Genomic DNA, 24,820 nt, shown 5'->3' with positions numbered 1-24,820 from the left:
TCAATCAACTGCACCCCAAAATGTTGGATCATAATCTGACATTGAAGGTGCGGGTCTATGGCAGCCCTACGGACGAAATGACGTCAGGTGCGCATTGTTGCGCTCCTGAGATAGATTCGCCATCCATAACGATCCTACGGGCGATATAAACCAGAGTGCGCATGGATGCGCATCTAAAACCGGCTCATTACTGCGGCAACGTCAAATACTGACCGCACTCGGCCTGTTGTGCTTCACTGTCCAGGTAGGGAATTTCACCGAGGAACGGTGCTTCAATACGTTGACGCAGGGTGGCCATATACTCAGCATGTCGCTTACCCGGCGGCTGAATATCATTGGCAATCCACCCAGCTAACCGTAACCCACGCGCCTTCACCGCTTCCGCTGTCAGCATCGCATGGTTAATACAACCCAGCTTTACACCCACCACCAGAATCACCGGCAGCTGTTCTGCTTCGACCCAGTCGGCATAGGTCTGCGTTTCGGATAACGGCGTAAACCAGCCACCCGCGCCCTCTACCAATACCCATTCGGCCTGCTGCTCGAGCGCACGCAATCCGGCGGATAAGGCAGGAAAGGCGATCGGCCTGCCCTCTTCCGCGCTGATAATATGCGGTGACGTCGGCTCGACAAATGCCACTGGATTAACCTGCTCATAGCTGAGCGTCAGGCTGCTGTAGCGTTGCAACGCCAGCGCATCGCTGTTGCGCACGCCTTCAGGGGTGATCTCACAGCCCGATGCCACAGGCTTGTATCCTGCGGTACGTAATCCCGCTGCGCTTGCCGCCTGCAACAGTGCGCCACTGGCGACCGTTTTCCCCACTTCGGTATCCGTTCCGGTAATAAACCAGCGTGTCATTTATGCAAAACTCCATACATCAGGTGATAACTAAGGCGATAACCCTGCGCATCCTGCGGCCAGTGCTGCTCCAGTTGCGCGAGCTGCGAGCGCGTGAGCGGCTGCGCGCCACGTCCGTCGTGCAGATGCGTGGCGCCGATGCCTTTCAGAGAACGCATGGCACTCAGCGCGCTGGGGAAATGCAGCGTGATAATCTGCGGCTGGCACTGTGCCGGTAAACCACTGAGAGCGGCAGAGAACTGCGCTGCACTGAGAAAACGGTTGGCGTGCTGACGGCCATCTAACCGAGCCCAGGCTTCATGCACTTCATGCAGGGAGTCATCAAGCAAGGTCGAGAACAGCACGCTCCCCCCTGGCCGCGTGACGCGCAGGAACTGCTGCAGCGCCAGACGCAGATTGCTGCTCCACTGCACCGCCAGATTGCTCCATACACCATCAACGCACGCATCCGGCAGCGGCAGGTTATCGATATCGCCTTGCAGATAGTGCTGCGCCGAGCGCTGCTCTCGTGCGGCATCCAGCATCGCGCTAGAGAGATCCAGCGCCGTCAGTTCGCGCCCACGATCGCGCCAGTAGCGGCTGTACCAGCCGGTACCACAACCCGCATCCAGCAGATGTGGCCCGAAGCCCGCAGGCGCCAGTGCCAGAAGCGCATCGCCGCTCAGGCGTTGCAGTTCGGCATGCTGCTCATAATGCTGCGCCGCACGACCAAATGCTTTGGCAACGGCTTGCTTGTTAACCTGCAGCGTCATACAGCGCCTCCAGCAGACGATCAATATCGTCATGATGATGAGCAGCCGTGAGCGTAATACGCAGCCGTGCCGTGCCCGGTGGTACGGTCGGTGGGCGAATAGCACTGACCCAGTATCCGGCTTGCGCCAGCCGTTGTGATAAAGCCAGCGCCGCGCTATTTTCACCGACGATCAACGGCTGAATCGCACTGTTCGATGGCATCAGCTGCCAGGGCAAATCAGCGGCACCGGCGCGGAACCGCGCAATGTGGTTGTTGAGCCGCTCACGCAACGCATCGCCCTGCAGAATTTGCTGCAATGCCGCCAGCAGCGCACAACACTGCGCCGGTGGCATCGCGGTGGAATAGATGAGATGGCGTGAAAATTGCTCGACATAATCCGCCGTGGCATCATCACACAGCAGCGCGGCACCGCTGACGCCGAAGCCTTTGCCAAAAGTGACAATCAGCAGTTCCGGCTTCACGCCTTGCTGCCAGCAACTGCCGCGCCCCTGCTCACCACATACGCCAATGCCGTGCGCATCATCCACCAGCAGCCAGCCGTTGGCGCGCCGCGTCTGTTCCGCAAGGGCGGCAAGCGGTGCGCTGTCACCATCCATGCTGAATACGCCTTCCGTCACCACCAGCGTGCCGCCTTCTGACGGGGTAGCCAGCAGCTTCGCCAGGCTCTCTGGCTGATTATGCGCAAAGCGGCGTAACGTCGCCGGGCTGTGGCTGGCCGCATCCAGTAACGAAGCATGCGCCAGCTTATCGGCAAGGATACGATCCTGCTTTTCCGCCAGCAGGTGGATCACCGCCTGGTTGGCGGCAAAGCCAGAGATAAACAGCAGCGCACGCTTGTAGCCCAGCCAGTCAGCCAGCTGCTCTTCCAGTTGTGCATGATGACGGCTATAGCCGGTGACATGTCCCGATGCGCCAGCCCCCGCACCCGCTTCTGCTGCGCCCTGTTGCCAGGCCGCAATCACCGCTGGATGCTGGCTCAGCCCGAGATAATCATTGCTGGAAAAATGGCGGTAGGTACGCCCCTCCAGCGTTATCTCACGCACGCTGTTGTGTTCAACCCGGCGCCGCAGACGCCAGCCATCGGCTTCACGTCGCGCCGCCAGCGCCTGTTCGATGCGTGATGACCAGACCATTACACCGCCGCGTTGTAGAACTGCTCGGTATCGGCGTGCACCAGCTGCTCGCTGAGCTGATACTGCTGTTCGTTATCACCGGCAGTCGTGGCGGTATGTTCTGGATTAAGACCCAGCTTGCGGAACAGGATCAGATCTTTGTCCTCTTCCGGGTTTGGCGTGGTCAGCAGTTTGCAGCCATAGAAAATCGAGTTGGCACCCGCCATAAAGCACATCGCCTGAGTTTGCTCGCTCATCTGTTCACGTCCTGCGGACAGGCGGACATGCGACGATGGCATCATGATGCGCGCCACGGCGATGGTGCGGATAAAGTCGAACGGCTCAACGTCATCGTTATCGGCCAGCGGCGTGCCTTTCACTTTCACCAGCATGTTGATAGGCACACTTTCTGGCGGTGTTGGCAGGTTCGCCAGCTGTACCAGCAGACCAGCACGATCTTTCACGGTTTCACCCAGGCCGACGATGCCGCCAGAACAGACTTTGATGCCTGCGCCGCGCACTTTATCCAGCGTATCAAGACGTTCCTGATAGCTGCGCGTCGTGATGATGCTGCCGTAGAATTCCGGCGAGGTATCAAGGTTGTGGTTGTAAAAATCCAGCCCGGCGCCGGCCAAACGCTCCGCCTGGCTGTTATCCAGCGTGCCCAACGTCATGCAGGTTTCCATGCCCATCGCTTTAACGCCCTGCACCATCTGCTCCAGATACGGCATGTCGCGTTCGTGCGGGTTTTTCCACGCAGCGCCCATGCAAAAACGGCTGGATCCCGCCGCTTTCGCTTTACGCGCCGATTCCAGCACCGCTTCCACTTCCATCAGCCGCTCGGACTCCAGCCCGGTTTTGTAGCGCGCACTCTGCGGGCAGTATTTACAGTCTTCCGGGCAGGCACCGGTTTTGATCGACAGCAAGGTGCTGACCTGCACCTGGCGCGGGTCAAAATGTTGACGGTGAACTTGCTGCGCTTCGAACATCAGCTCAAGGAAAGGTTTATCGAACAGTGCCTGGGCTTGTGTCAGTGTCCAGCGGTTTGCCATTGCTTACTCCAAAAAAAGGGGTTCATCCCGACGATTAACGTGGTTATACTCGTAAACTAAATCTTTTCAAAATGGTTTACAAGATCGATGTTCACCCAAGACGACCTCCACTTTGATCGCCAGCATATCTGGCATCCTTACACGTCAATGCGCGATCCCCTGCCCTGTTATCCGGTGGTCGCGGCGCACGGTTGCCAGCTTCAGTTGGCCGATGGACGCGAACTGGTCGACGGCATGTCGTCGTGGTGGGCAGCGATTCACGGCTATAACCATCCTCGTCTCAACAAGGCGCTGACGCAGCAAATGGCGCAGATGTCACACGTGATGTTTGGTGGCATTACCCATCCGGCAGCCGTTGAACTGAGCCGCCAGCTGGTTGCCATGACACCGGAAGCGCTGGAGTGTGTGTTCATCGCCGATTCGGGGTCGATTGCCGTCGAAGTGTCGATGAAAATGGCGTTGCAGTACTGGCTGGGGCGCGGTGAAACGCGACAAAAATTCCTGACGTTAAAACGTGGCTATCACGGCGATACTTTTGCCGCGATGTCGGTGTGCGATCCAGAAAATTCGATGCACAGCCTGTGGCGCGGCTATCTGCCAGAACATCTGTTTGCTGCCGCACCGCAGTGCGGTTTTGATGATGCATGGAACGAAGCGGACTTCGCCGATTTCGCCCGGTTAGCCGAGACGCACCATCGCGAGATTGCCGCCGTGATCCTTGAACCCATTGTGCAGGGAGCGGGCGGCATGCGTTTCTATCACCCGCGCTACCTGCAACAGGTGCGTGAGCTGTGCGACCGCTACGGCATCCTGCTGATTGCCGATGAGATCGCCACCGGCTTTGGCCGCAGCGGCAAACTGTTTGCCTGCGAACACGCCGGAATGACGCCAGACATTCTCTGCCTCGGTAAAGCACTGACCGGCGGTACCATGACGCTGTCCGCCACGCTGACCACGCGCGAAGTCGCCGACACCATCAGCCGCAGTGCGGCAGGCTGCTTTATGCATGGCCCGACCTTTATGGGTAATCCGCTGGCCTGTGCGGTGGCCGTTGAAAGCCTGACGATGATCAACGAGGGGCACTGGCCCGCGCAGGTGGCGGCGATTGAACAGCAATTGCGTCTTGAGCTTTTGCCGTTGCGTGAGCATCATGCGGTGGTGGATGCACGCGTGCTGGGTGCCATTGGCGTGATTGAAACGCGTTCACCGGTCAATATGGCGGCACTGCAGCAATTCTTTGTCGAGCGTGGCGTATGGATTAGGCCGTTCGGCAAGTTGATCTATCTGATGCCACCTTATCTGATTTCTGCCACAGAGCTGGCGCAGTTAACCCAGGCGGTGCGCGCGGCATTGGACGTTGAGGCGCATTTCCTGGCTTAAGCTAACTGGAAGTGCCGCGCGTTTTCCACCATGATGGAGAACACACTGCACAACGGAAAAAGGAGAAGTCATGCGCGTAGTTAGCCAGGATTTTAACGATGGCGATAAGATGCCAGAGCGACACGTATTCAACGGCATGGGTTATCAAGGCGATAACCTGTCACCGCATCTGGCGTGGGATAATGTGCCCGCGGGGACCAAAAGTTTTGTGGTGACTTGTTACGATCCTGATGCACCGACCGGTTCTGGCTGGTGGCACTGGGTCGTGGCGAATATTCCGGCGGACGTCACCGAGTTGCCGCAAGGCTCTGGTTCAGGCGTGGTCGAACTGCCTCAAGGTGCACTTCAAACCCGTACCGATTTCGGACAAACCGGCTACGGCGGCGCAGCACCACCGCAGGGCGAATCTCATCGCTACATCTTTACCGTGCACGCGATGGACACCGATAAGATTGATGTCGACGCCGGCGCGAGCGGTGCCATGGTCGGCTTTAATGTGCATTTCCATGCACTGGCGAGTGCATCAATCACAGTGATGTATTCTTAACACGCAAACGGCGCCAAAAGGCGCCGTTTCTCAACCTGGATTCAAATCAATCCAGGGTGTGAATCACCACCCACATCGGGCCTTGACCCACCGCATAACGCGCCAGCGGCTGCAACAGACCGCGATCGGCAATCTTGTAGACTTCGATATGGTGCGACTTCTGCCCTGCCGCCACCAGATACTGACCGCTGTCATCGATATTGAAGCCGCGCGGCTGAGTTTCGGTCGGCTGGTAACCTTCAATCGCCAGCACTGAGCCATCTTCGCTGATGCTAAATGCGGTAATGGTGCTGCTGGTGCGATCACAGGCATAGAGGAAACGGCCGTCTGGCGTGATATGGATATCGGCCGCCCAGCGTGTATCGCTGAAATCTTTCGGCATCATATCCAGACTCTGCACGCGCTCAACCTGACCGTGCACGTTGTTCAATGCCCACACATCAACGGTGCTGTCGAGTTCATTGACCACATAGCCATAATCGCCATTCGGATGGAAAGCCATATGACGCGGGCCTGCACCTTCAACCGTGGTGACCTGCGCTTGCTCGCGCGGTGTCAGAGTGCCATCCGCATTGAGCTGGAACAGGCAGATACGATCCTGCTTCAGTGCCGGTACAAACAGCGTTTGGTTGCTGAGATCGATATTGGCTGAGTGGCAGCCATCCATGCCGCCAATCACCTGGCTTGGGGCTTGCGGTAAACCGTCGCTGTCGATCGGGCTGATGCTGACGCACGCGTCGTTGTAGGAGCCGCAGAACAGATAGTTACCCTGGCGATCGGTCGAAATATGCGTTGGGCTGCCCGGCAACGGCGCTTCACCCGCCAGACTCAGGGAACCATCGGCCGCAATGCGGTACGCTAACACGCGAAAATTCGGACGAACGCCGACATAGAGGAAATCTTTCTTCGGGCTCACCACCATCGGCTGCACCTGACCGGCCACGTCCGTGACCTGCAATAACGTCAGTGCGCCATCTTCCTGCAACTGCCATGCGTGGATCTGCTGGCTCTCTGGACTGGCGGTATACACGACTTGTTTCATGCGTTTTTCCTTATTCGCTGCCTGATAAAAGGGATAACTGTAGCGCGTTTCATATTGCCGCGCTGGATTCATTTGTGCCCTGTTTTTTGTCTCAGGGCCGCTGCCGGGTGTAAACTTAACGCTTTGCTAACTCCCGGACGGAAAGTGTAATGAGCTACCGCGTAATCGCCCTTGACCTTGACGGCACCCTGTTGACCCCCACAAAAACCATTTTGCCTGAATCGATCGAAGCTTTAGCCCGCGCACAACAGGCGGGTGTCAAAGTGCTCATCGTTACCGGTCGCCACCACTGCGCGATTCATCCTTTTTATCAGGCGCTGCAGTTGGATACACCCGCAATCTGCTGTAATGGCACCTACTTGTACGATTATGCAGCGAAGAAGGTACTCGCTGCCGATCCGCTGGAGAAAAGCCAGGCGACCCGCGTCATTGAGATGCTCGATCAGGAAAACATTCACGGTCTGCTGTATGTCGATGATGCCATGCTGTATCAAGAGCCGACTGGCCATGTGACCCGCACCCTGAACTGGGCACAATCCCTGCCGGAAGCGCAGCGTCCCCTGTTCCTGCAGGTGCCAAGCCTGGCGCAGGCGGCGCTGGATGCGCAATCCATCTGGAAATTCGCGCTTTCCCATCCTGACACGCGTGCATTGCAGCAGTTTGCGGAACGCACCGAAGCGGAACTCGGCCTGGCGTGCGAATGGTCGTGGCACGATCAGGTTGATATCGCTCAGGCAGGCAACAGCAAAGGCAAGCGTCTGGCACAGTGGGTTGAGAGTCAGGGCTTCAGCATGCAGGATGTGCTGGCGTTCGGCGATAACTACAACGATCTCAGCATGCTGGAACAGGTCGGTTTAGGCGTGGCGATGGGCAATGCTGACGAGGCGATTAAAGCGCGCGCCAAAAAGGTGATTGGCACCAATCTGGAGCCGGGTATTGCCGAAGTGATTTACAAAGAGGTTCTGTAACTCTCTGATTTAACAGGTGTGCATAAATGCGCTAATGCCGCTAACTTAGGCCAATGAGAGCATATTTAATCCGGTACGCAAGAATGCGCACCCTACGAAAACCGCACCAACTTTGTAGGGTCGCCATTAATGGCAACCGAAACGCACTTAAATGACCAGCAGTAGTGGATAAATGCACACCTTACAAATGACTCTGGGCCGTTATTGATCATGCCCCTAACTATGCCGTAATCGCCACGCTCTTAATTTGCGCATAAAGCCACTGATCGGGTCGAATCCCCAGCTCGTCTCGCGCCCACGGCGAAATCCGCGCCCACAGCTCGCTAATGCCAATGCGCAGCTTCACTTCAACCTGATCATCAATCTCTAATAACTCGACCACCTGGGCTGGCAGGATATTGCGTACCGAGGTGTTTTGCGGCGGCTGTAAGGCCAAGGAAACGTCTCCAGAAGCGATACGAATGCGCAGTGCCGTTTTCAGCGGCTGGTTAACACGGCTGACCCAGATATGCTGATCGCCCAGTGATAGAGCCGTCATGGGATAATCGGGATGCTGCTCCAGCACCTGCACTCTGAGCACACTGCTGCGATCGGCAATCGGCAGCCACGGGCGCATGGCTGCACTGCTCCACACTTTCTCCAGCGAACCAAAGGCTTTGACTTTGCCGTTGTCGAGCACCAGCACGTTGTCCGCCAGTTGCAGAATTTCATCCAGACTGTGGGAGACATAGAGAATCGGAATATCGACCTGTTTCGCCAGCTTTTGCAGATACGGCATCAATTCGCGCTTGCGTGGTAAATCCAGCGACGCCAGCGGCTCATCCATCAACAAAATATCTGGCGCGGTGAGCAGCGCACGGCCAATCGCCACACGTTGCTTCTCACCACCTGACAGCGACGCCGGAAAGCGGCTCAGTAAAGGCTCCAGGCCAAGCAAAGTCACCAGCGCGTTAAACTGTGGCTTCATCGCCGCAGCCATCCCGTATTGCAGGTTGCCGCGTACCCGATAGTGTGGGAAGAGACGTGCATCCTGGAACACGTAGCCAACGCGGCGTTTTTCCGGTGGCAGATTGACCTGCGTCGCCGAATCAAACAGCAGACGATCGTTGAGCTGAATCTGGCCGCTTTGCGGTTGTGTCAAACCGCCAATCGCGTTGATCAGCGATGTTTTGCCCGCACCGGATACACCGAAAATAGCCGTAATGCCGCTGCCGGGCACCTGCACGTTGACGTCCAGTTGGTGATCGCCCAGCAGCTGGGAAATATTGAGATTAAGCATCAGGCAGCACCTAACCGCTTACGGCCCCAGCGTGCCAGCAGTTCAGAGGCCACCAGCGATAACAGCGCCAGCGCAATCGCCACCGCACACAAGCGGGCGGCGGTACCTTCTGCGCCAGGGGTTTCAATCAGGGTAAACATCGCCGAGGGAATGGTGCGCGTTTCGCCGGGGATATTTGAAACGAAGGTGATGGTGGCGCCGAATTCACCCAATGAGCGAGCGAAAGCGAGAACGGTGCCGACAATGATGCCCGGCAGCGTCAGCGGCAAGGTGATCGTAAAAAACACGCGCCAGCGACCGGCCCCCAGCGTGCGCGCTGCCTGTTCCAGTTTGGTATCAACCGCTTCCAGCGCCAGACGAATGGCGCGTACCATTAGCGGAAAAGCCATCACTGCCGAAGCCAGTACCGCCCCGCGCCAGCTGAAGGCCAGGGTGAAGCCGAACCAGTCGTATAGCCACTCGCCGATAAATCCACGTCGGCCCAGTGCAATCAGCAACAGATACCCCACCACGACCGGTGGCAACACCAGCGGCAAATGGATAAGACTGTCGAGTAAGGTTTTACCTGGAAACCGGCAACGTGCCAGAATCCAGGCCATCATGATGCCAAACGGCAAACTCAACAGCACCGCTACGCTGGAAACTTTTAAGCTGAGAAAAACGGCCTGCCATTCGGGATCACTGAGTATCATTTCTTCGGCGCAAATCCATACTGTTTAAACACAGCAGCGGCATCCGGCCCCTGCAAATATTTGTAGAAGGCTTCAACCGTTGCGTTCTGATGATCTTTTACCACCGCCATCGGATATTCCACTGGCTTGTGGCTATCATCCGGGAAACGCCCTACGACCTGCACTTTGTCACTGGCGACCGCATCAGAACCGTACACGATGCCAAAAGGTGATTCATTGCGTTCTACCAGCGCCAGTGCCGCACGAACATTATTCGCCGGAGCCAGTTGCGTCGAGATGCTGTCCCACGCGCCCAGTTTTTGCAGCGCTTCCTTCGCATAAATTCCGGCCGGAACATGATCCGGGTCGCCCACCGCCAGACGTTCGCCTTTCAACAAACGTTTCCAGTCGGTTTGGGCATTAATGGTCACCGCTTTTGCGCTGTCGCTTTTCGGTGCCACCAACACTAAATCGTTGCCCAGCAGCGTGTAGCGCGTGTTCTCCACCACACTCTTTTTATCCACTGCATAGTCCATCCACTGCTGGTCGGCAGAGATAAACAGATCGGCCGGCGCGCCCTGCTCAATTTGACGCGCCAGCGTGGAGGAGGAAGCGAAGGACGATACCACTTCAACGCCGCTCTTTTTCTGATATTGCGTGGCAATATCCTGCATCGCATTGGTTAACGATGCCGCAGCAAACACAGTGATCTTCTCTGCCGCCACGGCGTGACCGGCCATGGAAACAGTCAATACGGTAACAGCGGCCCAGCGGTAATTGATTTTCAGCATTTTTTACTCCTTGTTACGTTATATATTCGATAATACAACGTGGGAACAAATGCTGTCATGAACTTAATATCGGCAGGATTGAGGGGAAGTTAAAGAAAAAACGCCCGCTGAGTGCGGGCGCTTATAAAATCAGTGTTGCGAGCTGTTGGCAGGACGATCGTCGCGGCGGCCAAATTTGGAGATGACGTTGAACACTTCACCCAGGCCGTAAATCAGACCGAGCATAATGGCCATCACAATTGGCACCATGATGACAGCCACAGCCAGGCTTTTAAGCAGTTCCAGCATGGAAACCTCACGCAGAAAATAAAAAAGTGATTGTAACGGTTAGGGAAAAAAACGCACTGCCCTTTTCGTGCTTTTACTTTTGGCCTTACACTTGTCGCACTAACTTAAGGAGCTGACATGCAGGCAGAACTTTCTCTACATATTCGTCTTCAGCAAAAGCTGTTTGCCGACCCACGCCGCATTGAACTGCTTAAGCGCGTTCAGGAAACCGGCTCCATCAGCCAGGGCGCTAAATTAGCGGGCATCAGCTACAAAAGCGCCTGGGACGCCATCAACGATATGAATCAGATGGCTGATCAAACCTTAGTTGACCGCGCCACCGGTGGCAAAGGCGGCGGCGGTGCGCAGTTGACCCGTTATGGTGAACGTCTGATTCAGCTGTTTCAGCTAATGGAACAGATTCAGCAGAAAGCCTTTGATGCGCTGCAAAACGACAGCCTGCCGCTGGACAGCCTGCTGGCAGCGATTGCGCGTTTCTCGCTGCAAACCAGCGCACGCAATCAGTTGTTTGGTACGGTCATGGCGCGCGACCATCAGCAGGTGCAGCAACACCTTGATGTGCTACTGGCCGACGGCGTCACACGGTTGCAGGTGGCGATCACCGAACGCAGCGCTGAGCGCCTGCAGCTCGACAGCGGCAAAGAGGTATTAGTACTGATTAAAGCGCCATGGATTCAGGTGAGCCGTGATGCCCTAAACAGTGATAATCAATTGCAGGTGACGATAAGCGCGATCGAGCCGGGTGAACAGGTGAGCGAAGTGTTGATGACATTGCCGAGTGGTGAAACCCTGTGTGCAACGGTGAACAACGTGCAGGTGCAACAGCAGAATCTGCAGCCAGGCGATAGTGTGACCGCCAGTTTTAATGCTGAACACGCCATCATCGCCACACTGCTCTGAAATCCAGGCCATGATTTGACTTCGTCTGCGTCGCTCGCTACAACTGAGTAACACGATGCATAAAACGGAATGAATCATGGCTTCATTGCAAATTTCGCAAGGCACATTTCACCTTAGCGACACTCGAGCACTGTCCCTCAACGATCTTATCCTCAACAGCGGCGAAAGTTGGGCCTTTGTCGGCGCCAACGGCAGCGGCAAATCCTCGTTAGCGCGAGCGCTTTCCGGTGAACTCTCACCAGGTAAAGGCAAGGTCACGCAGGATTTTCAGCGTCGCACACGCCTCTCACTGGAGCAGTTACAGAAGCTGGTGGCGCAGGAGTGGGAACGTAATAACACCGATCTGCTGAGTGAGGGCGAAGACGATACCGGTCGTACCGCCGCACAGATCATTCAGGATGAAGTCAAAGATGCGGCACGTTGTCAGGCACTGGCTCAGCAGTTTGGCATCACCTATCTGCTTGATCGTCGCTTCAAATACCTCTCCACCGGCGAGACGCGCAAAACGCTGTTGTGCCAGGCGCTGATGGCGCAGCCGGATTTGTTGATTCTTGATGAGCCTTTCGATGGACTCGATGTGGCCTCGCGCGCCAGCCTGGCGGAGACGCTCAGCGATCTGCACCAGCAGGGTTTTACTGTGGTGTTGGTCCTCAATCGCTTTGACGATATTCCCGAATTTGTGCAGCAGGTCGGTGTGCTTGCCGAGTGCACCCTGACCCACGTGGGCGAGCGCCAGACGATACTGGCAGAAGCGCTGGTGGCGCAACTGGCGCACAGTGAGAAACTCGATGGCATGGCGTTGCCAGAAGCGGATGCACCGGATCAGTTACCCCAACTGGCGGAAGATGCGCCGCGTGTTGTTCTGCGTAATGGCGTGGTGTCGTATAACGATAAAGCGGTGATCGAGGGGCTAAGCTGGCAGGTGAATCCCGGCGAGCACTGGCAAATTGTGGGGCCCAACGGTGCGGGTAAATCGACCCTGTTGAGCCTGGTGACCGGCGATCATCCACAAGGCTACAGCAACGATTTAACCCTGTTTGGCATTCGTCGAGGCAGCGGTGAAACCATCTGGGACATCAAGCAGCACATCGGCTACGTCAGCAGCAGTTTGCACCTCGATTACCGTGTCAGCTGTAACGTGCGCACCGTGGTGCTTTCCGGCTTTTTCGATTCGATAGGCCTGTATCAGCCCGCATCAGACCGCCAGAAAGCGTTGGCGCGCCAGTGGCTGGCTTTACTCGGCATGGATAATCATCTGGCTGATGCACCGTTCCACGGTTTGTCATGGGGCCAGCAGCGCCTGGTGCTGATTGCGCGTGCACTGGTAAAACATCCCACCTTGTTGATTCTCGATGAGCCGCTGCAGGGATTGGATCCGATCAATCGCCAGTTGGTACGCCGCTTTGTTGATGTGCTGATCGGTGAAGGACGAACGCAGTTACTGTTTGTCTCACACCATGCCGAAGATGCGCCGCAGTGTATTACTCACCGCCTGAGTTTTGTGAAACAAGATGAGGGGTACGGATTCCAGCAGGACGATTTACGCTAATCTCGTCGTCATCAACCCCGCCCCTGCATCGTAGGGGCATATTCATGCTGCTATCCGGTCGTCAGCTAAACCCTTCAGCATTGTCGTGTGCGCATTGATATGCACTTCATTGAACAGCCGATGTAACCGCTACCATTTGCCCGCCTGGTATTTCAGCAAACGCACGCCATAACCCCACAAAATGAGAATCATCACCTTGTGTAAACGATACCATTTATCCAGACTGGATCACGCTTTGGGGCCCGCCTTTGTGCTACCTTGATCGCAGTGATTTTGATCCGTTTGCCGTTTACCAGGACTCGTTATGGAAAAATTTAATCCGGTTGATCATCCGCATCGCCGTTATAACCCATTGATCGATCAGTGGGTGCTGGTCTCTCCGCATCGTGCCAAGCGTCCGTGGCAGGGTGCGCAGGAAACGCCTGCGCTGGAACAACTGCCTGCGCACGATCCTGACTGCTTCCTGTGCGCAGGTAATACCCGCATCACCGGGGATAAAAACCCGGATTACCAAACCACCTATGTTTTCACCAACGACTTTGCCGCACTGATGACCGATACACCCGATGCGCCGCAAAGCGACGATCTGCTGATGCGCTGTGAGAGCGCACGCGGCACCAGTCGGGTTATTTGCTTCTCACCTGACCACAGTAAAACGCTGCCGGAATTGCCGCTCAGTGGACTGGAAGATATCGTGCGCACCTGGCAAGAGCAGACCGCCGATCTCGGCCAGCACTATCCGTGGGTGCAGGTTTTTGAGAACAAAGGCGCAGCGATGGGCTGCTCAAATCCGCATCCGCACGGCCAGATCTGGGCTAACAGTTTTCTGCCAAATGAAGCGCAAAAAGAAGATGATAATCAGCGCCGCTACTTTGACGAAAAAGGTTCGCCGATGCTGGTGGATTACGCCGCACGCGAGCTGAAAGATGGCAGCCGTATCGTGGTGGAGACCGAACACTGGCTGGCCGTGGTGCCGTGGTGGGCGGCGTGGCCATTTGAAACCCTGCTGCTGCCGAAAGCCCATATCAAACGCATTACCGATCTTACCCCGGCGCAGCGCAGCGATCTGGCGCTGGCACTTAAGCAGCTGACCAGCCGTTACGACAACCTGTTCCAGTGCTCCTTCCCCTATTCGATGGGCTGGCACGGCGCGCCATTTAACGGTGAAGCCAACGATCACTGGCAGTTGCACGCTCACTTCTATCCGCCGCTGCTGCGTTCAGCCACGGTACGCAAATTTATGGTTGGCTACGAAATGCTGGCCGAAACCCAACGTGATTTAACGGCGGAACAGGCAGCAGAACGTCTGCGTTCTGTCAGCGATATCCATTTCCGCGAGGCGCAATAAATGTCATTAAAATCCATCACTCAACAGGTTTTCGCTGACACTTTTGGCTATCAACCGACGCACAGCATTCAGGCACCAGGCCGTGTGAACCTGATTGGCGAACACACTGACTACAATGACGGTTTTGTCCTGCCCTGCGCCATCGACTACCAAACCGTGATTGCCTGCGCCAAGCGCGACGATCGCCAGGTGCGTGTGGTCGCGGTTGATTATGACAACCAGCAGGACAGTTTCTCGCTGGATGCACCGATTGAAGCCTTAAAAGAGCCGATGTGGGCAAACTACGTGCGTGGCGTGGTAAAACATCTGCAAAAGCGTGATGCGAGCTTTGGCGGTGCCGATCTGGTGATCAGCGGCAACGTGCCACAGGGTGCGGGCCTGAGTTCATCAGCGTCACTGGAAGTGGCGGTCGGCACCGTGTTCCAGCAGCTCTATCAGCTGAAGCTGGATGGCGCGGCCATTGCCGTGAACGGTCAGGAAGCGGAAAACCAGTTCGTCGGCTGTAACTGCGGCATCATGGATCAGCTCATCTCGGCACTCGGCCAACCCGATCACGCCATGCTGCTGGACTGCCGCACGCTCGGCACGCGCGCCGTCTCGATGCCGGAAGATGTCGCGGTGGTGATCATCAACTCCAACTTCCGTCGCAGCCTGGTCGGCAGCGAATACAACACCCGTCGCGAACAGTGTGAAACCGGCGCGCGCTTCTTCAACAAGCCCGCACTGCGCGACGTCACGCTGGCCGAATTTGAGGCCTCTGAATCGCAGCTGGATGCGCTGGTGGCAAAACGCGTGCGCCATGTCATCACCGAAAATGCCCGTACGCTGGAAGCCGCTGATGCGCTGAGCAGTGGCGATCTGAAGCGCATGGGTGAGTTGATGGCCGAATCCCACGCCTCAATGCGTGATGATTTTGAAATCACCGTTCCCCCGATCGATCAGCTGGTGGAAATCGTTAAGGCAGAACTCGGCCCGCGTGGCGGCGTACGCATGACGGGCGGCGGCTTCGGCGGCTGCATTGTGGCCTTGATGCCAACCGATCTGGTGGATCAGGTGAAAGCCGCCGTCGCGCAGCAATATGAGGCGCAGACCGGCATCAAAGAAACCTTCTACGTATGCAAAGCTTCTGCAGGAGCGGGCCAATGGTAAGTGATGTCAATTCACATGCGCCAGACGGGCAACCGTGGCGCATCACCGTATTACGCAATCACAACGGCATGGTAGTGACGTTTATGGATTGGGGCGCGACCTGGCTCTCCGCGCGCGTCCCCATGCAGGATGGCAGCGTACGCGAAGCGCTGCTCGGCTGTGCCACACCATCGGACTATTTGCATCAGGATGCTTACCTTGGCGCAACGGTGGGCCGCTACGCCAACCGTATCGCTTCGGCAGAGCTAAAACCGTTAAACCTGCTGCTGGCCGCTAATCAGGGTGCGCATCAACTGCACGGCGGACCGGAAGGGTTTGATAAACGCCGCTGGCAGATTGTCAGCCAGAGCGAGACCGAAGTGCACTATCGCCTCGATTCACCGGATGGCGATCAGGGCTTCCCCGGCAATCTGATTGCCGACGTGGTTTACCATCTTGACGATGATAACTGCCTGTCGATCCGCTATGAGGCGCAGACTGACAAGCCCTGCCCGGTGAACCTGACCAATCATGCTTACTTTAATCTTGATGCGCATCATGGCGATGCGCGCCAGCATCGCTTACAACTGCATGCGGATCGTTACTTACCGGTCAACAGCGAAGGCATTCCTAACGCGCCATTGAAAGCGGTGGCCGGCACCAGCTTCGATTTCAATCGACCGAAGTGTGTGATGGATGACTTCCTCGCCGATGACGATCAAAAAGCGGTGAAAGGCTATGACCATGCATTTCTGCTTAACACCGCAGGCGACAGCAGCCAACCCGCCGCCGAACTGTGGTCGGCCGATGGCAAACTGGCGCTGACCGTGTATACCGCCGCACCGGCGCTGCAGTTCTACTCCGGCAACTATCTGGATGGAACACGCGCCCGTGAACAGGGCAGCTATACTGCTTTCCAGGGCATCGCGTTGGAGAGTGAATTTCTACCGGATTCGCCCAACCATACCGAATGGCCGCAGCCTGATTGCTGGCTGCAACCCGGCGACCGCTGGCAGTCTGTGACGCGTTATCGCTTCACACCGCAGTAAGCCAGCGGATGAAAAACGCGCACTGCGTTAGCGACAGGCTTACGCCGTGCGTTGTTTTCCGCTATGGTATGGCGCTATCAGTGTGCCGCTTTTCAGGTGGCCGCAGCCGGTTTCTATAATCATCGAAACATCAAGCATTAAGGAGTTAAGCTATGGCCGTAACTAAGCTGGTTCTGGTGCGACACGGCGAAAGCCAGTGGAACCAGGAAAACCGCTTCACCGGATGGTATGACGTGGATCTGTCAGACAAAGGTCGCACCGAAGCCAAAGCAGCCGGTCAGCTGCTGAAGAAAGAAGGTTTCGTGTTTGATTTCGCCTATACCTCCGTGCTGAAACGTGCCATCCACACCCTGTGGAACGTGCTGGATGAGCTGGATCAGGCGTGGCTGCCGGTTGAGAAAACCTGGCGTCTGAATGAGCGTCACTACGGTGCGCTGCAGGGTCTGGATAAAGCCGAAACCGCCGCTAAATACGGCGACGACCAGGTGAAACAGTGGCGTCGTGGCTTTGCCATCACCCCACCAGAACTGAATCGTGCGGATGAGCGTTTCCCGGGCCACGACCCACGTTACGCATCACTGACCGATGCACAGCTGCCAACCACCGAAAGCCTGGCGCTGACCATCGAACGTGTTATTCCTTACTGGAATGAAAGCATTCTGCCGCGCATCAAAAGCGGTGAGAAAGTGATTGTTGCTGCACACGGTAACTCACTGCGTGCGCTGGTAAAATATCTTGATAACCTGAGCGAAGACGAGATTCTTGAACTGAACATCCCAACTGGCGTGCCATTGGTGTATGAGTTCGACGAGAACTTCAAACCGCTGAAGCGTTACTACCTGGGTGATGCAGACGAGATTGCCGCGAAAGCTGCAGCCGTTGCTAACCAGGGTAAAGCCAAGTAATTCCCGGCTGAAAAACAAAAAGGCCAGACGCGAGTCTGGCCTTTTTTATTGCGCTTAGGAGGTTAGCCGCGACGCTGTTTGATCGCCTGCGCCAGTTGGCGCAACGCTTTCTCGGTATCGTCCCAACCAATACAAGCATCGGTCACGCTCTGGCCGTAAACCAGCTCTTTACCGCTGTCGAGACTCTGGTTGCCTTCCACCAGATGACTCTCAATCATCACGCCGGTAATCGCCTGCTCGCCGCCCGCGATCTGCTGCGCCACATCATTAGCGACGACCATCTGACGCTGGAACTGCTTGCTGCTGTTGGCATGGCTAAAGTCGATCATCACCTGCGGACGCAAGCCCGCTTTCTCCAGACCGGTTTTCACCGCTGCCACGTGTTCTGCACTGTAGTTCGGCTCTTTGCCGCCGCGCAGAATGATATGGCAATCTTCGTTACCGCTGGTTTCGACAATCGCCGAATGACCGAATTTGGTGACGGAGAGGAAGCAGTGTGGCGCGCTGGCAGCACCGATAGCGTCGATGGCCACTTTGATGGTGCCATCCGTGCCATTTTTGAAGCCGACCGGGCAAGATAAACCGGAAGAGAGTTCACGGTGCACCTGGGATTCGGTGGTACGCGCACCAATTGCGCCCCAGCTCATCAGATCCGCCATATATTGTGGCGTGATCATATCCAGGAACTCGCCTGCCGCAGGCAAACCGATGTCGTTGATGTCCACCAGCAGCTTACGCGCCAGACGTAGGCCATCGTTGATCTGGAAACTGCCATCCATAAACGGATCGTTGATCAGCCCTTTCCAACCCACGGTCGTGCGCGGTTTTTCGAAATAGACGCGCATCACCACTTCAAGCTCGCCTTTCAACTCGTCACGCAGCGTCAGCAGACGGCTCGCGTACTCTTTAGCGGCTTCGGTATCGTGGATCGAGCAGGGACCGATCACCACCAGCAGACGATCGTCCTGGCCGTGCAGAATACGGTGAATCGCCTGACGTGCCTGCGCAACAGTTTCAGCGGCTTTATCGGTAGCGGGGAATTTTTCGAGCAAAGCAACAGGCGGTAATAATTCTTTGATTTCTCTGATGCGTAAATCGTCGTTCTGATAATCCATACATAATTCCATTCAAATTTCTGGCCCTGCGTACGCCGGGCGCAACCCGTTAAATGTATCCCTTCAGGCTGCAGGTGTAAATTCCACGCTCGCGTAAATGCTTCTGTGAAATTTGCATTTACACACCCATGGACTAAGCTTTTTAAACGCAAGCACTGAGGAATGAGGTTCTTGCGATATTTAATTTTTAAGCGAAGCGTTAAAGATGGAATTTTATTCCGTCACGGTACGTTATTTTCGTCACTCAACACTCGTGGTGTTTGACGGCAACTCTCCATCGATTAAAGGAGCATAATGATGAATAAGTTTGCAATTATCTTTCTGACGGCAGCAATGACCCTGGGCAGCGGCGCGGCAATGGCTGCAGCAAATAACAATGGTGAGGCTAATGCCTCAGCTGAAGCGGGCGCAGCAGCTGGCGGTGCAAAACAGAATCTGCCACCGAATAATGTTGATAACAGTAAAATCAACAATGGCAGCATGAATTCCAATAGTGCTGCTACATCTGGCACTGATTCCAGCAATATGTCTGCTGACGAAGTCCACAAAAATACCATGTGCAAAGACGGCAAATGCCCAGATGTAAATAAGAAAGTCGAAACGAAACAAGGTGGTGGTGACGTGAATAAGAAAACGGACGGCACTACTCAATAAGTATTTGATGGTCACATTATGGGGAGCTATGGCTCTCCCTTTCTATTTCCGCTCACGCTTTTCCGCTATGCTGAAGCCATGAAATTCAGAGGAACTGTTTCATGGCTTCACTGCTGCTTATTGATGATCATCCTTTAGTTGAAGTCGCGCTGGAAGCGGCCTGTATCCACTCCCCTATCCCGGTAAAACTGCACGCCGCCGCGACCGAAGCTGAGGCGCGTCAGCTTTTACAGCAGCATCAATTTGATCTTATTGTGCTCGATATCGGCCTGCCGGACAGTGATGGCCTCGAACTGTTGCGCCGTCTGCGCGCCCGCGATCCGCACTGCCCGGTATTGATTTACTCCGCGCAGCAGAGTCGCCACACATTACTCAGCGCCGTTTCGCTCGGTGCGGCGGGCTATGTAGTGAAGAGTCAAAGCATGGCGCAGTTGCTCAGTGCGATTCTGGCCGTGCTTGGCGGACAGCAGGCGTTTCCACCGCTGCCTGAACGTATCGAACTGCCGCTCACCGAGAAAGAGCAGCAAATAGTCGCACTACTGGTGCGCGGCCTCTCGAATTTGCAGATTGGTGAACAGCTGCATATCAGCAATAAAACCGTCAGCACCCATAAGAAAAACATTCTGGAGAAAACCGGCGTGCAGTCAGTGGTGGAACTGGCTGAACTGTGGAAAGCCCAACAGTGAAAGCCATTCTCTGGCTGTGTCTGCTGCTGATTAGCTTTACAGTGCGAGCCGACCTACAGCCTGCCAGCAGCGTGATGCTCCCCGCCATGATGCCTGCACCGCATGTCGAGCCATGGCCGCAACCCACCTTGCGCGTTGCCGTGCCGGCGCAAAACAGCGCACCCTGGGCGATGCAAATTGGCAATCGTATCTGGGGCATTGATGCCGATTACCTCAGCGCGCTGAGCCAATTGACCGGCACACACTTTAGCCTGCAAAGTTACGCCGATCGCGCCCAGCAGTTGGCAGCACTTGAGCGCGGTGACGTCGATTTCGTGCTGAGCAACGAACATGCGCAGTTGCCGGAAAACATCCTGGTTAGCGACAGTTGGGTTAACAGCCCGATCCGCATCTACCGCAATCGTGATAATCAACGCGCGGTGATGTTCAACAGTGAAAACGCCCAGCTCACCATCGCGCAAGCGACACTGGCGCAACTGCCTGATGCCTTTGTACAAAACCATCGCTGGCACAGCCTGCCCGGCGATTTGCAGGCGCTGTATGTGCTGCTCAATCAGCAAAGTGACTATCTGGTGGCGGATGAAACCAGCGCCGGCTTTCTGCTCAATCAACTGCAGCAGGGGCAAATTTACCAGATCACCGCCGATCCCGGCGCCGGTGAACTGTCGCTACGGGCGCTGGCGCGCGATCCCACACTGATTCACTGGCTCAATACTCAGTTACGTCTGCTGCCCGCAGAGTTCAGTAACCGCGTGCAACAGCGCTGGAGCCCACCATTGCTACGCTATCAGGATACGCAAACGTTGATGCTCTCGGCTGCCGAGAAGCAGTGGCTGGCCGCACACAGTGAGATTCCTTATGCCGCAGAAGTGGATAACGCCCCCTGGAGCTATCGCGATGGCAACGGCAATGCGCGCGGTTTTGGCATTGATCTGCTTAATGCGTTAAGCCAAAGCACCGGATTGCGCTTTACGCCGCACTGGGTAAACAATCCACAACAGGCGCAGACGCTGATGCAACAACATCAGGTGATGCTCAATCTGTTACAGCCTTTGAATGGCGACGATGCCAGCAGCAACACACTGCCGGTATGGCGTGCAATTTGGGGGATCTACACGCTTAACACGCAACAGCCGATGAGTTGGCCCTCTCTGCAAAAGCAGCGTGTGGGCGTGCTGCGAGCCGATCGGGCCCAACGCTTGCTGCCTGAAGACATCACGCCCCAACTGTTCGATGACCGTGCGCAACTCTGGCAAGCCCTGAACAATGGTCAGATTGATGCGCTGGTGGATAATGTGCTGTCTGCACGCTGGCGCATGGCCAGCCACACGGATAATCGTGTCCATTTAGCCTTTGCCGCCAGCGATGTTGCCTGGCCACTGGCACCTCAGGTGAGCCAGGATCAGCCGCAACTCCAGGCGCTGCTGGACCATGCACTGCAGCAAATCCCACCGGATACGCTCAATCAGATGCGCATTAACTGGTCACAGCCCCCCCAGCCCGGCACCAGTATGGCGATGCGCAATGTGCCACTGATGATTTTGATGGCTGCCGGGATGATCATTGTGCTGCTGTTAGTGCTGCTGCTGCGCCGCTACCTGCAACAGCGGCGCGATCGCCTGCAGCGTGAACAGGCAGAGCGCGCTAACGCCGCCAAAAGTCAGTTCCTCGCCACCGCCAGCCACGAATTGCGCACGCCAATGCAGGCGATTCTGGGCCTGCTGGAGCTCGAACAGCAGCAGCATCCCAGCGAACGTTTGACACTGATGCACAGCAGTGCGCGCTCGCTGATGGCGCTGCTGAACGACCTGCAAGACCATGCGCGTATTGAGAATCAGAGTTTTCGCCTCGCACCGCATCCTCTCAATCTGGCAGATTGGCTGCAGCAACAGCAGCAGTTCTATCACCCTTTGATGCGTGAATCCGGTCCGATATTGTTGGTTGAGGCGCTCACGCCCTTGCCGACGCGCGTGATGCTGGATGGCGATCGCTTGCAGCAGGTGGTGAACAATCTGGTGGCCAACGCGCTGAAGTTCACGCGCCAGGGCGAAGTCCGGCTGTCGCTCGCCGTAACGGACCAGATTCAGTTCACGGTCGCCGACAGCGGCAGCGGCATTCCACTCAGCGAACAGGCTCAGCTGTTTGAACCCTGGTATCAGGCTCCGTCCGGCAAAAGCCATGCGGTGCAGGGCAGCGGGCTGGGTTTGTTTATCTGCCGCGAGATAGTGCAACGTATGGGCGGCCAGTTAACGCTGACTTCTGCACCGGAGCAAGGCACCAAGGTGGAGGTGATATTACCGCTCGACATTTGTGAGGATGCGCCCACCGAACGCCATGCTGCCTGGCCGCGCTATCCGCACCTGCGCGTGGCGATTGTCGATGACCATCCCACCAATCTGCTGGTATTGCAGCAGCAGCTGGCTCAATTCGCTATCACGGCGCAGGTGTTCGAAGAGGGGCGCAGCCTGTTGCGCGCCGATGCGCTTCAGCCGTTTGATGTGCTGTTGATTGACCAGATGATGCCGCGCCCGGATGGATTAACACTGCTGCGCATTTTACGTCGCCGCCAGCAGCGCCGCAGCAAGCCGGCACTGCGCGTGCTCTGCTCTGCCGATGTGCAACTGCTGAAGATCGCGTTGCAAGAGGACGAAGCGCTGTTGTTGAAACCGATTGAGCTCGATCATCTGGCAGCACTGCTGGCACGGACGGTGCGCGATCCTCTCCGTCAATTGCCTGACAGTTTATTGATTCTGGCACAGCACAATGAGGCCTTTATCCCGCGGATTTGCCAGACACTGCAACGCACATTGCAGCAGGATCGCGATGCGCTGCTGGCCGCCAGCCTCCAGCCTGACTGGCCCGCTGTCGAGCGTGCCGCCCATCGCATGAAAGGCAGCTGGCTGTTGCTGGGCATGGATGAGATTGCCGAATATTGTCAGCAGCTGACTGATCAGGCAAAACAGCAGCGTCTGGACGATGATGCGTTCAATTTACTGATATCATTAACGAACAGGTTACTCGAACAACTGGAAAGTTATGGCACACACTCATTCTCACGGCGCGCATAACGGCAATCGTACGCGTCTGGCGGCGGCGTTCGGCGTCACCGCGCTGTTTATGGTTGCCGAAGTGATTGGCGGCGTGGTGTCGGGTTCGCTGGCGCTGCTGGCAGATGCCGGACATATGCTCACTGACGCCGCCGCGCTGTTGATGGCTTTGCTGGCGGTGCAGTTTGCCCAGCGCAAACCCAGCGCCCGTCACACCTTTGGCTTGCTGCGCCTCACCACACTTGCCGCCTTTGTGAATGCTATCGCGCTGTTGGTGATTACCGTATTGATTGTCTGGGAAGCACTGCGCCGCTTCTATCAGCCACAACCTATCCAGGGTGGGTTGATGCTCGGCATCGCCATTGCCGGCCTGCTGGCCAATTTGCTCTCTTTCTGGCTGTTACATCGTGGCAGCGAAGAGAAAAATCTCAACGTGCGCGCGGCAGCACTGCATGTGTTGGGTGATCTGCTCGGCTCCGTCGGCGCGATTGCCGCTGCCATTATCATCATGCTAACCGGCTGGACGCCGATTGACCCGATTCTCTCGCTGCTGGTTTCACTGTTGGTGGTACGCAGCGCGTGGTCGTTGCTGCGGGAAAGTCTGCATGAGCTGCTGGAGGGCGCGCCGAGCGGCATTAACGTGGATAAACTGGCGCGCGAACTGACACGCAACATCGCGGAAGTGCGTAACGTGCATCATGTGCATGTATGGCAAGTGGGAGAGAAGCCGGTGCTGACATTACATGTGCAGGTGATCCCACCTTATGATCATGATGGGTTGCTGGTGCGTATTCATCAGTATTTGCATGAGCACTATCAGATTGCGCATGCCACTGTGCAGATGGAGTATCAGCCTTGTACCGGTCATGATTGCGAACTCTGCGCCGAACAGAGCTCGCATCATCACTCACATGAGCATCTCACGCTGGATGGCCACGCCCATCACCCTCATTGATTCGACAGCGCGCGCGACCCATGTTCGCGCGCGCTTTGCATCCACAAGCGTGAACCGTTAAGTGCAATCAACGTTAGAATCACGTACTCCAGTGACATGGCGTACACGCCCTGGCGGGCAAAGATCATCACGCTAATCACGTTGATCACCACCCACAGTAGCCAGTTCTCGACGTATTTTCGCGTCATCAGAATCATCGCCACAATCGACAACACCATCATACAGGAATCCCAGAACGGGAACGCATCCGGCTGCAGTTGTGGCATCGTCACGTTCAGGCCGAAACTTTGCATGATACCGACGGCGGTTTTGGTCAGAAACGCGAAGACCGGATCGATATACAGCGTCATCAGCGCAATGGCGATGACGCACGCCGCGCTCCAGCCGAGGGCTTTCGGCAACGGCAGCCAGCGAATCTTCAGTGCAGCTTCGTTGGCGGTGTTTTGTCGACTCCACGCGTACCAGCCGTAAACATTGGCGACAAAGAAGAACAGCTGCAGCAGTAAGCTGGCATACAGCTGAATCTGGAAGAAGATCACCGCAAACAAGGTGACGTTAATCAGCCCGAAGAAGTAGTTGATGATCTTCTCCAGGCTGGCAAGCCAGATGCACAGCAAGCCCGCAAGCGTGCCCACCGCTTCGATCCATGAGAGGTCGTAGCCCCCAACGCCGATAGGAATGTGAACCAAAATATTTTGTGTGCTGAAGAAGTCCATGATCTGCACCTGTATGAAAGCCGCC

At 56.2% G+C, this 24,820-nt stretch carries 24 protein-coding genes; 13 read left to right on the top strand and 11 right to left on the bottom strand.

What is annotated here, in order from left to right; translation table 11 throughout:
• Window positions 1-187 precede the first annotated feature (187 nt).
• From bioD to bioB, 4 genes are read right to left on the bottom strand one after another with little or no spacing between them, the layout of a single operon-like run.
• Complete coding sequence (bioD, locus tag VH86_RS16430; RefSeq protein ID WP_045833545.1) at window positions 188-859, bottom strand: dethiobiotin synthase; 672 nt, start codon at window positions 857-859, stop codon at window positions 188-190.
• Window positions 856-1,611 (bottom strand): malonyl-ACP O-methyltransferase BioC, encoded by a 756-nt coding sequence (gene bioC / locus VH86_RS16425; RefSeq protein ID WP_045816470.1) that lies wholly within the window; start codon window positions 1,609-1,611, stop codon window positions 856-858. The genes bioD and bioC overlap by 4 nt, the downstream gene beginning before the upstream one ends.
• Window positions 1,595-2,746 carry an 8-amino-7-oxononanoate synthase gene (bioF, locus tag VH86_RS16420; protein ID WP_045833544.1) on the bottom strand — a complete coding sequence of 384 codons (1,152 nt, stop codon included), beginning with the start codon at window positions 2,744-2,746 and terminating at the stop codon, window positions 1,595-1,597. The genes bioC and bioF overlap by 17 nt, the downstream gene beginning before the upstream one ends.
• The gene (gene bioB / locus VH86_RS16415; RefSeq protein ID WP_045816472.1) at window positions 2,746-3,777 is read right to left on the bottom strand and encodes a biotin synthase BioB; all 1,032 of its coding nucleotides are present in this window, start codon (window positions 3,775-3,777) and stop codon (window positions 2,746-2,748) included. The genes bioF and bioB overlap by 1 nt, the downstream gene beginning before the upstream one ends.
• A gap of 87 nt (window positions 3,778-3,864) precedes the next feature.
• Here bioB and bioA point away from each other — a divergent pair, with 87 nt between their 5' ends.
• Window positions 3,865-5,157, top strand: coding sequence for an adenosylmethionine--8-amino-7-oxononanoate transaminase (gene bioA / locus VH86_RS16410; RefSeq protein WP_045833543.1), 1,293 nt, complete (start codon window positions 3,865-3,867; stop codon window positions 5,155-5,157).
• 70 nt (window positions 5,158-5,227) lie between these two features.
• The gene (locus tag VH86_RS16405; RefSeq protein ID WP_045833542.1) at window positions 5,228-5,704 is read left to right on the top strand and encodes a kinase inhibitor; all 477 of its coding nucleotides are present in this window, start codon (window positions 5,228-5,230) and stop codon (window positions 5,702-5,704) included.
• 46 nt (window positions 5,705-5,750) lie between these two features.
• Here the strand turns inward: VH86_RS16405 and pgl are convergent, their stop codons facing one another.
• Window positions 5,751-6,746, bottom strand: a complete 996-nt coding sequence (pgl, locus tag VH86_RS16400; protein ID WP_045833564.1) for a 6-phosphogluconolactonase — start codon at window positions 6,744-6,746, stop codon at window positions 5,751-5,753.
• 149 nt (window positions 6,747-6,895) lie between these two features.
• On the opposite strand from pgl, the gene VH86_RS16395 reads away from it, so the two are divergent.
• Window positions 6,896-7,714, top strand: coding sequence for a pyridoxal phosphatase (locus VH86_RS16395; protein ID WP_038648127.1), 819 nt, complete (start codon window positions 6,896-6,898; stop codon window positions 7,712-7,714).
• Window positions 7,715-7,934: 220 nt separating this feature from the next.
• On the opposite strand, the gene modC is transcribed toward VH86_RS16395, so the two are convergent.
• The 4 genes from modC to VH86_RS25185 form a co-directional block, all read right to left on the bottom strand.
• Window positions 7,935-8,993, bottom strand: a complete 1,059-nt coding sequence (modC, locus tag VH86_RS16390) for a molybdenum ABC transporter ATP-binding protein ModC (RefSeq protein WP_045833541.1) — start codon at window positions 8,991-8,993, stop codon at window positions 7,935-7,937.
• Window positions 8,993-9,685 (bottom strand): molybdate ABC transporter permease subunit, encoded by a 693-nt coding sequence (gene modB / locus VH86_RS16385; protein ID WP_038648131.1) that lies wholly within the window; start codon window positions 9,683-9,685, stop codon window positions 8,993-8,995. Before modB ends, modC begins: the two co-directional genes overlap by 1 nt.
• Window positions 9,682-10,455: a molybdate ABC transporter substrate-binding protein gene (gene modA, locus VH86_RS16380; protein WP_045833540.1), complete on the bottom strand. Its 774-nt coding sequence runs from the start codon at window positions 10,453-10,455 to the stop codon at window positions 9,682-9,684. The genes modB and modA overlap by 4 nt, the downstream gene beginning before the upstream one ends.
• Window positions 10,456-10,584: 129 nt before the next feature.
• A complete protein-coding gene (locus tag VH86_RS25185) occupies window positions 10,585-10,743 on the bottom strand; it encodes an AcrZ family multidrug efflux pump-associated protein (RefSeq protein ID WP_013508338.1) in 159 nt (52 codons plus the stop codon).
• Window positions 10,744-10,860: 117 nt separating this feature from the next.
• On the opposite strand from VH86_RS25185, the gene modE reads away from it, so the two are divergent.
• The 6 genes from modE to gpmA all read left to right on the top strand — a co-directional run bounded on the left by modE (window position 10,861) and on the right by gpmA (window position 17,622).
• Window positions 10,861-11,643 (top strand): molybdenum-dependent transcriptional regulator, encoded by a 783-nt coding sequence (gene modE / locus VH86_RS16370; RefSeq protein WP_045833539.1) that lies wholly within the window; start codon window positions 10,861-10,863, stop codon window positions 11,641-11,643.
• Window positions 11,644-11,719: 76 nt separating this feature from the next.
• On the top strand, window positions 11,720-13,192 hold the full coding sequence (modF, locus tag VH86_RS16365; protein WP_045833538.1) for a molybdate ABC transporter ATP-binding protein ModF: 1,473 nt from the start codon (window positions 11,720-11,722) through the stop codon (window positions 13,190-13,192).
• Between the two features lie 304 nt (window positions 13,193-13,496).
• Window positions 13,497-14,540: a galactose-1-phosphate uridylyltransferase gene (gene galT, locus VH86_RS16360; RefSeq protein WP_045833537.1), complete on the top strand. Its 1,044-nt coding sequence runs from the start codon at window positions 13,497-13,499 to the stop codon at window positions 14,538-14,540.
• Complete coding sequence (gene galK, locus VH86_RS16355) at window positions 14,541-15,689, top strand: galactokinase (protein ID WP_045833536.1); 1,149 nt, start codon at window positions 14,541-14,543, stop codon at window positions 15,687-15,689.
• Entirely contained in the window at window positions 15,683-16,717 is a 1,035-nt protein-coding gene (galM, locus tag VH86_RS16350; protein ID WP_045833535.1) for a galactose-1-epimerase, read from the top strand. The genes galK and galM overlap by 7 nt, the downstream gene beginning before the upstream one ends.
• A gap of 152 nt (window positions 16,718-16,869) precedes the next feature.
• The gene (gpmA, locus tag VH86_RS16345; RefSeq protein ID WP_045833534.1) at window positions 16,870-17,622 is read left to right on the top strand and encodes a 2,3-diphosphoglycerate-dependent phosphoglycerate mutase; all 753 of its coding nucleotides are present in this window, start codon (window positions 16,870-16,872) and stop codon (window positions 17,620-17,622) included.
• Between the two features lie 62 nt (window positions 17,623-17,684).
• Here gpmA and aroG read toward each other — a convergent pair whose 3' ends face one another.
• Window positions 17,685-18,737 (bottom strand): 3-deoxy-7-phosphoheptulonate synthase AroG, encoded by a 1,053-nt coding sequence (aroG, locus tag VH86_RS16340; protein ID WP_045833533.1) that lies wholly within the window; start codon window positions 18,735-18,737, stop codon window positions 17,685-17,687.
• 294 nt (window positions 18,738-19,031) lie between these two features.
• Here aroG and VH86_RS16335 point away from each other — a divergent pair, with 294 nt between their 5' ends.
• The 4 genes from VH86_RS16335 (at window position 19,032) to zitB (ending at window position 24,079) form a co-directional block, all read left to right on the top strand.
• Entirely contained in the window at window positions 19,032-19,391 is a 360-nt protein-coding gene (locus tag VH86_RS16335; protein ID WP_045833532.1) for a YbgS-like family protein, read from the top strand.
• Window positions 19,392-19,492: 101 nt separating this feature from the next.
• Window positions 19,493-20,077: a response regulator transcription factor gene (locus tag VH86_RS16330; RefSeq protein ID WP_038648159.1), complete on the top strand. Its 585-nt coding sequence runs from the start codon at window positions 19,493-19,495 to the stop codon at window positions 20,075-20,077.
• Window positions 20,059-23,145: an ATP-binding protein gene (locus VH86_RS16325; RefSeq protein WP_045833531.1), complete on the top strand. Its 3,087-nt coding sequence runs from the start codon at window positions 20,059-20,061 to the stop codon at window positions 23,143-23,145. The genes VH86_RS16330 and VH86_RS16325 overlap by 19 nt, the downstream gene beginning before the upstream one ends.
• Window positions 23,114-24,079, top strand: coding sequence for a CDF family zinc transporter ZitB (gene zitB / locus VH86_RS16320; protein WP_038648164.1), 966 nt, complete (start codon window positions 23,114-23,116; stop codon window positions 24,077-24,079). Before VH86_RS16325 ends, zitB begins: the two co-directional genes overlap by 32 nt.
• Here the strand turns inward: zitB and pnuC are convergent.
• On the bottom strand, window positions 24,073-24,795 hold the full coding sequence (pnuC, locus tag VH86_RS16315; protein ID WP_045833530.1) for a nicotinamide riboside transporter PnuC: 723 nt from the start codon (window positions 24,793-24,795) through the stop codon (window positions 24,073-24,075). The two genes, zitB and pnuC, sit on opposite strands and share 7 nt — an antisense overlap.
• Window positions 24,796-24,820: the final 25 nt, after the last annotated feature.

It is taken from the genome of Pantoea sp. BL1 (genome assembly GCF_000963985.1).
Taxonomy (GTDB): domain Bacteria; phylum Pseudomonadota; class Gammaproteobacteria; order Enterobacterales; family Enterobacteriaceae; genus Pantoea; species Pantoea rwandensis_B.
This window is presented reverse-complemented; position numbering and strand designations above follow the sequence as displayed.

Excerpts from the sequence above, each read along its gene's own strand:
- bioD (WP_045833545.1), bottom strand. The coding sequence starts at position 859 with ATGACACGCTGGTTTATTACCGGAACGGATACCGAAGTGGGGAAAACG.
- bioC (WP_045816470.1), bottom strand. The coding sequence starts at position 1,611 with ATGACGCTGCAGGTTAACAAGCAAGCCGTTGCCAAAGCATTTGGTCGT.
- bioF (WP_045833544.1), bottom strand. The coding sequence starts at position 2,746 with ATGGTCTGGTCATCACGCATCGAACAGGCGCTGGCGGCGCGACGTGAA.
- bioB (WP_045816472.1), bottom strand. The coding sequence starts at position 3,777 with ATGGCAAACCGCTGGACACTGACACAAGCCCAGGCACTGTTCGATAAA.
- bioA (WP_045833543.1), top strand. The coding sequence starts at position 3,865 with ATGTTCACCCAAGACGACCTCCACTTTGATCGCCAGCATATCTGGCAT.
- VH86_RS16405 (WP_045833542.1), top strand. The coding sequence starts at position 5,228 with ATGCGCGTAGTTAGCCAGGATTTTAACGATGGCGATAAGATGCCAGAG.
- pgl (WP_045833564.1), bottom strand. The coding sequence starts at position 6,746 with ATGAAACAAGTCGTGTATACCGCCAGTCCAGAGAGCCAGCAGATCCAC.
- VH86_RS16395 (WP_038648127.1), top strand. The coding sequence starts at position 6,896 with ATGAGCTACCGCGTAATCGCCCTTGACCTTGACGGCACCCTGTTGACC.
- modC (WP_045833541.1), bottom strand. The coding sequence starts at position 8,993 with ATGCTTAATCTCAATATTTCCCAGCTGCTGGGCGATCACCAACTGGAC.
- modB (WP_038648131.1), bottom strand. The coding sequence starts at position 9,685 with ATGATACTCAGTGATCCCGAATGGCAGGCCGTTTTTCTCAGCTTAAAA.
- modA (WP_045833540.1), bottom strand. The coding sequence starts at position 10,455 with ATGCTGAAAATCAATTACCGCTGGGCCGCTGTTACCGTATTGACTGTT.
- VH86_RS25185 (WP_013508338.1), bottom strand. The coding sequence starts at position 10,743 with ATGCTGGAACTGCTTAAAAGCCTGGCTGTGGCTGTCATCATGGTGCCA.
- modE (WP_045833539.1), top strand. The coding sequence starts at position 10,861 with ATGCAGGCAGAACTTTCTCTACATATTCGTCTTCAGCAAAAGCTGTTT.
- modF (WP_045833538.1), top strand. The coding sequence starts at position 11,720 with ATGGCTTCATTGCAAATTTCGCAAGGCACATTTCACCTTAGCGACACT.
- galT (WP_045833537.1), top strand. The coding sequence starts at position 13,497 with ATGGAAAAATTTAATCCGGTTGATCATCCGCATCGCCGTTATAACCCA.
- galK (WP_045833536.1), top strand. The coding sequence starts at position 14,541 with ATGTCATTAAAATCCATCACTCAACAGGTTTTCGCTGACACTTTTGGC.
- galM (WP_045833535.1), top strand. The coding sequence starts at position 15,683 with ATGGTAAGTGATGTCAATTCACATGCGCCAGACGGGCAACCGTGGCGC.
- gpmA (WP_045833534.1), top strand. The coding sequence starts at position 16,870 with ATGGCCGTAACTAAGCTGGTTCTGGTGCGACACGGCGAAAGCCAGTGG.
- aroG (WP_045833533.1), bottom strand. The coding sequence starts at position 18,737 with ATGGATTATCAGAACGACGATTTACGCATCAGAGAAATCAAAGAATTA.
- VH86_RS16335 (WP_045833532.1), top strand. The coding sequence starts at position 19,032 with ATGATGAATAAGTTTGCAATTATCTTTCTGACGGCAGCAATGACCCTG.
- VH86_RS16330 (WP_038648159.1), top strand. The coding sequence starts at position 19,493 with ATGGCTTCACTGCTGCTTATTGATGATCATCCTTTAGTTGAAGTCGCG.
- zitB (WP_038648164.1), top strand. The coding sequence starts at position 23,114 with ATGGCACACACTCATTCTCACGGCGCGCATAACGGCAATCGTACGCGT.
- pnuC (WP_045833530.1), bottom strand. The coding sequence starts at position 24,795 with ATGGACTTCTTCAGCACACAAAATATTTTGGTTCACATTCCTATCGGC.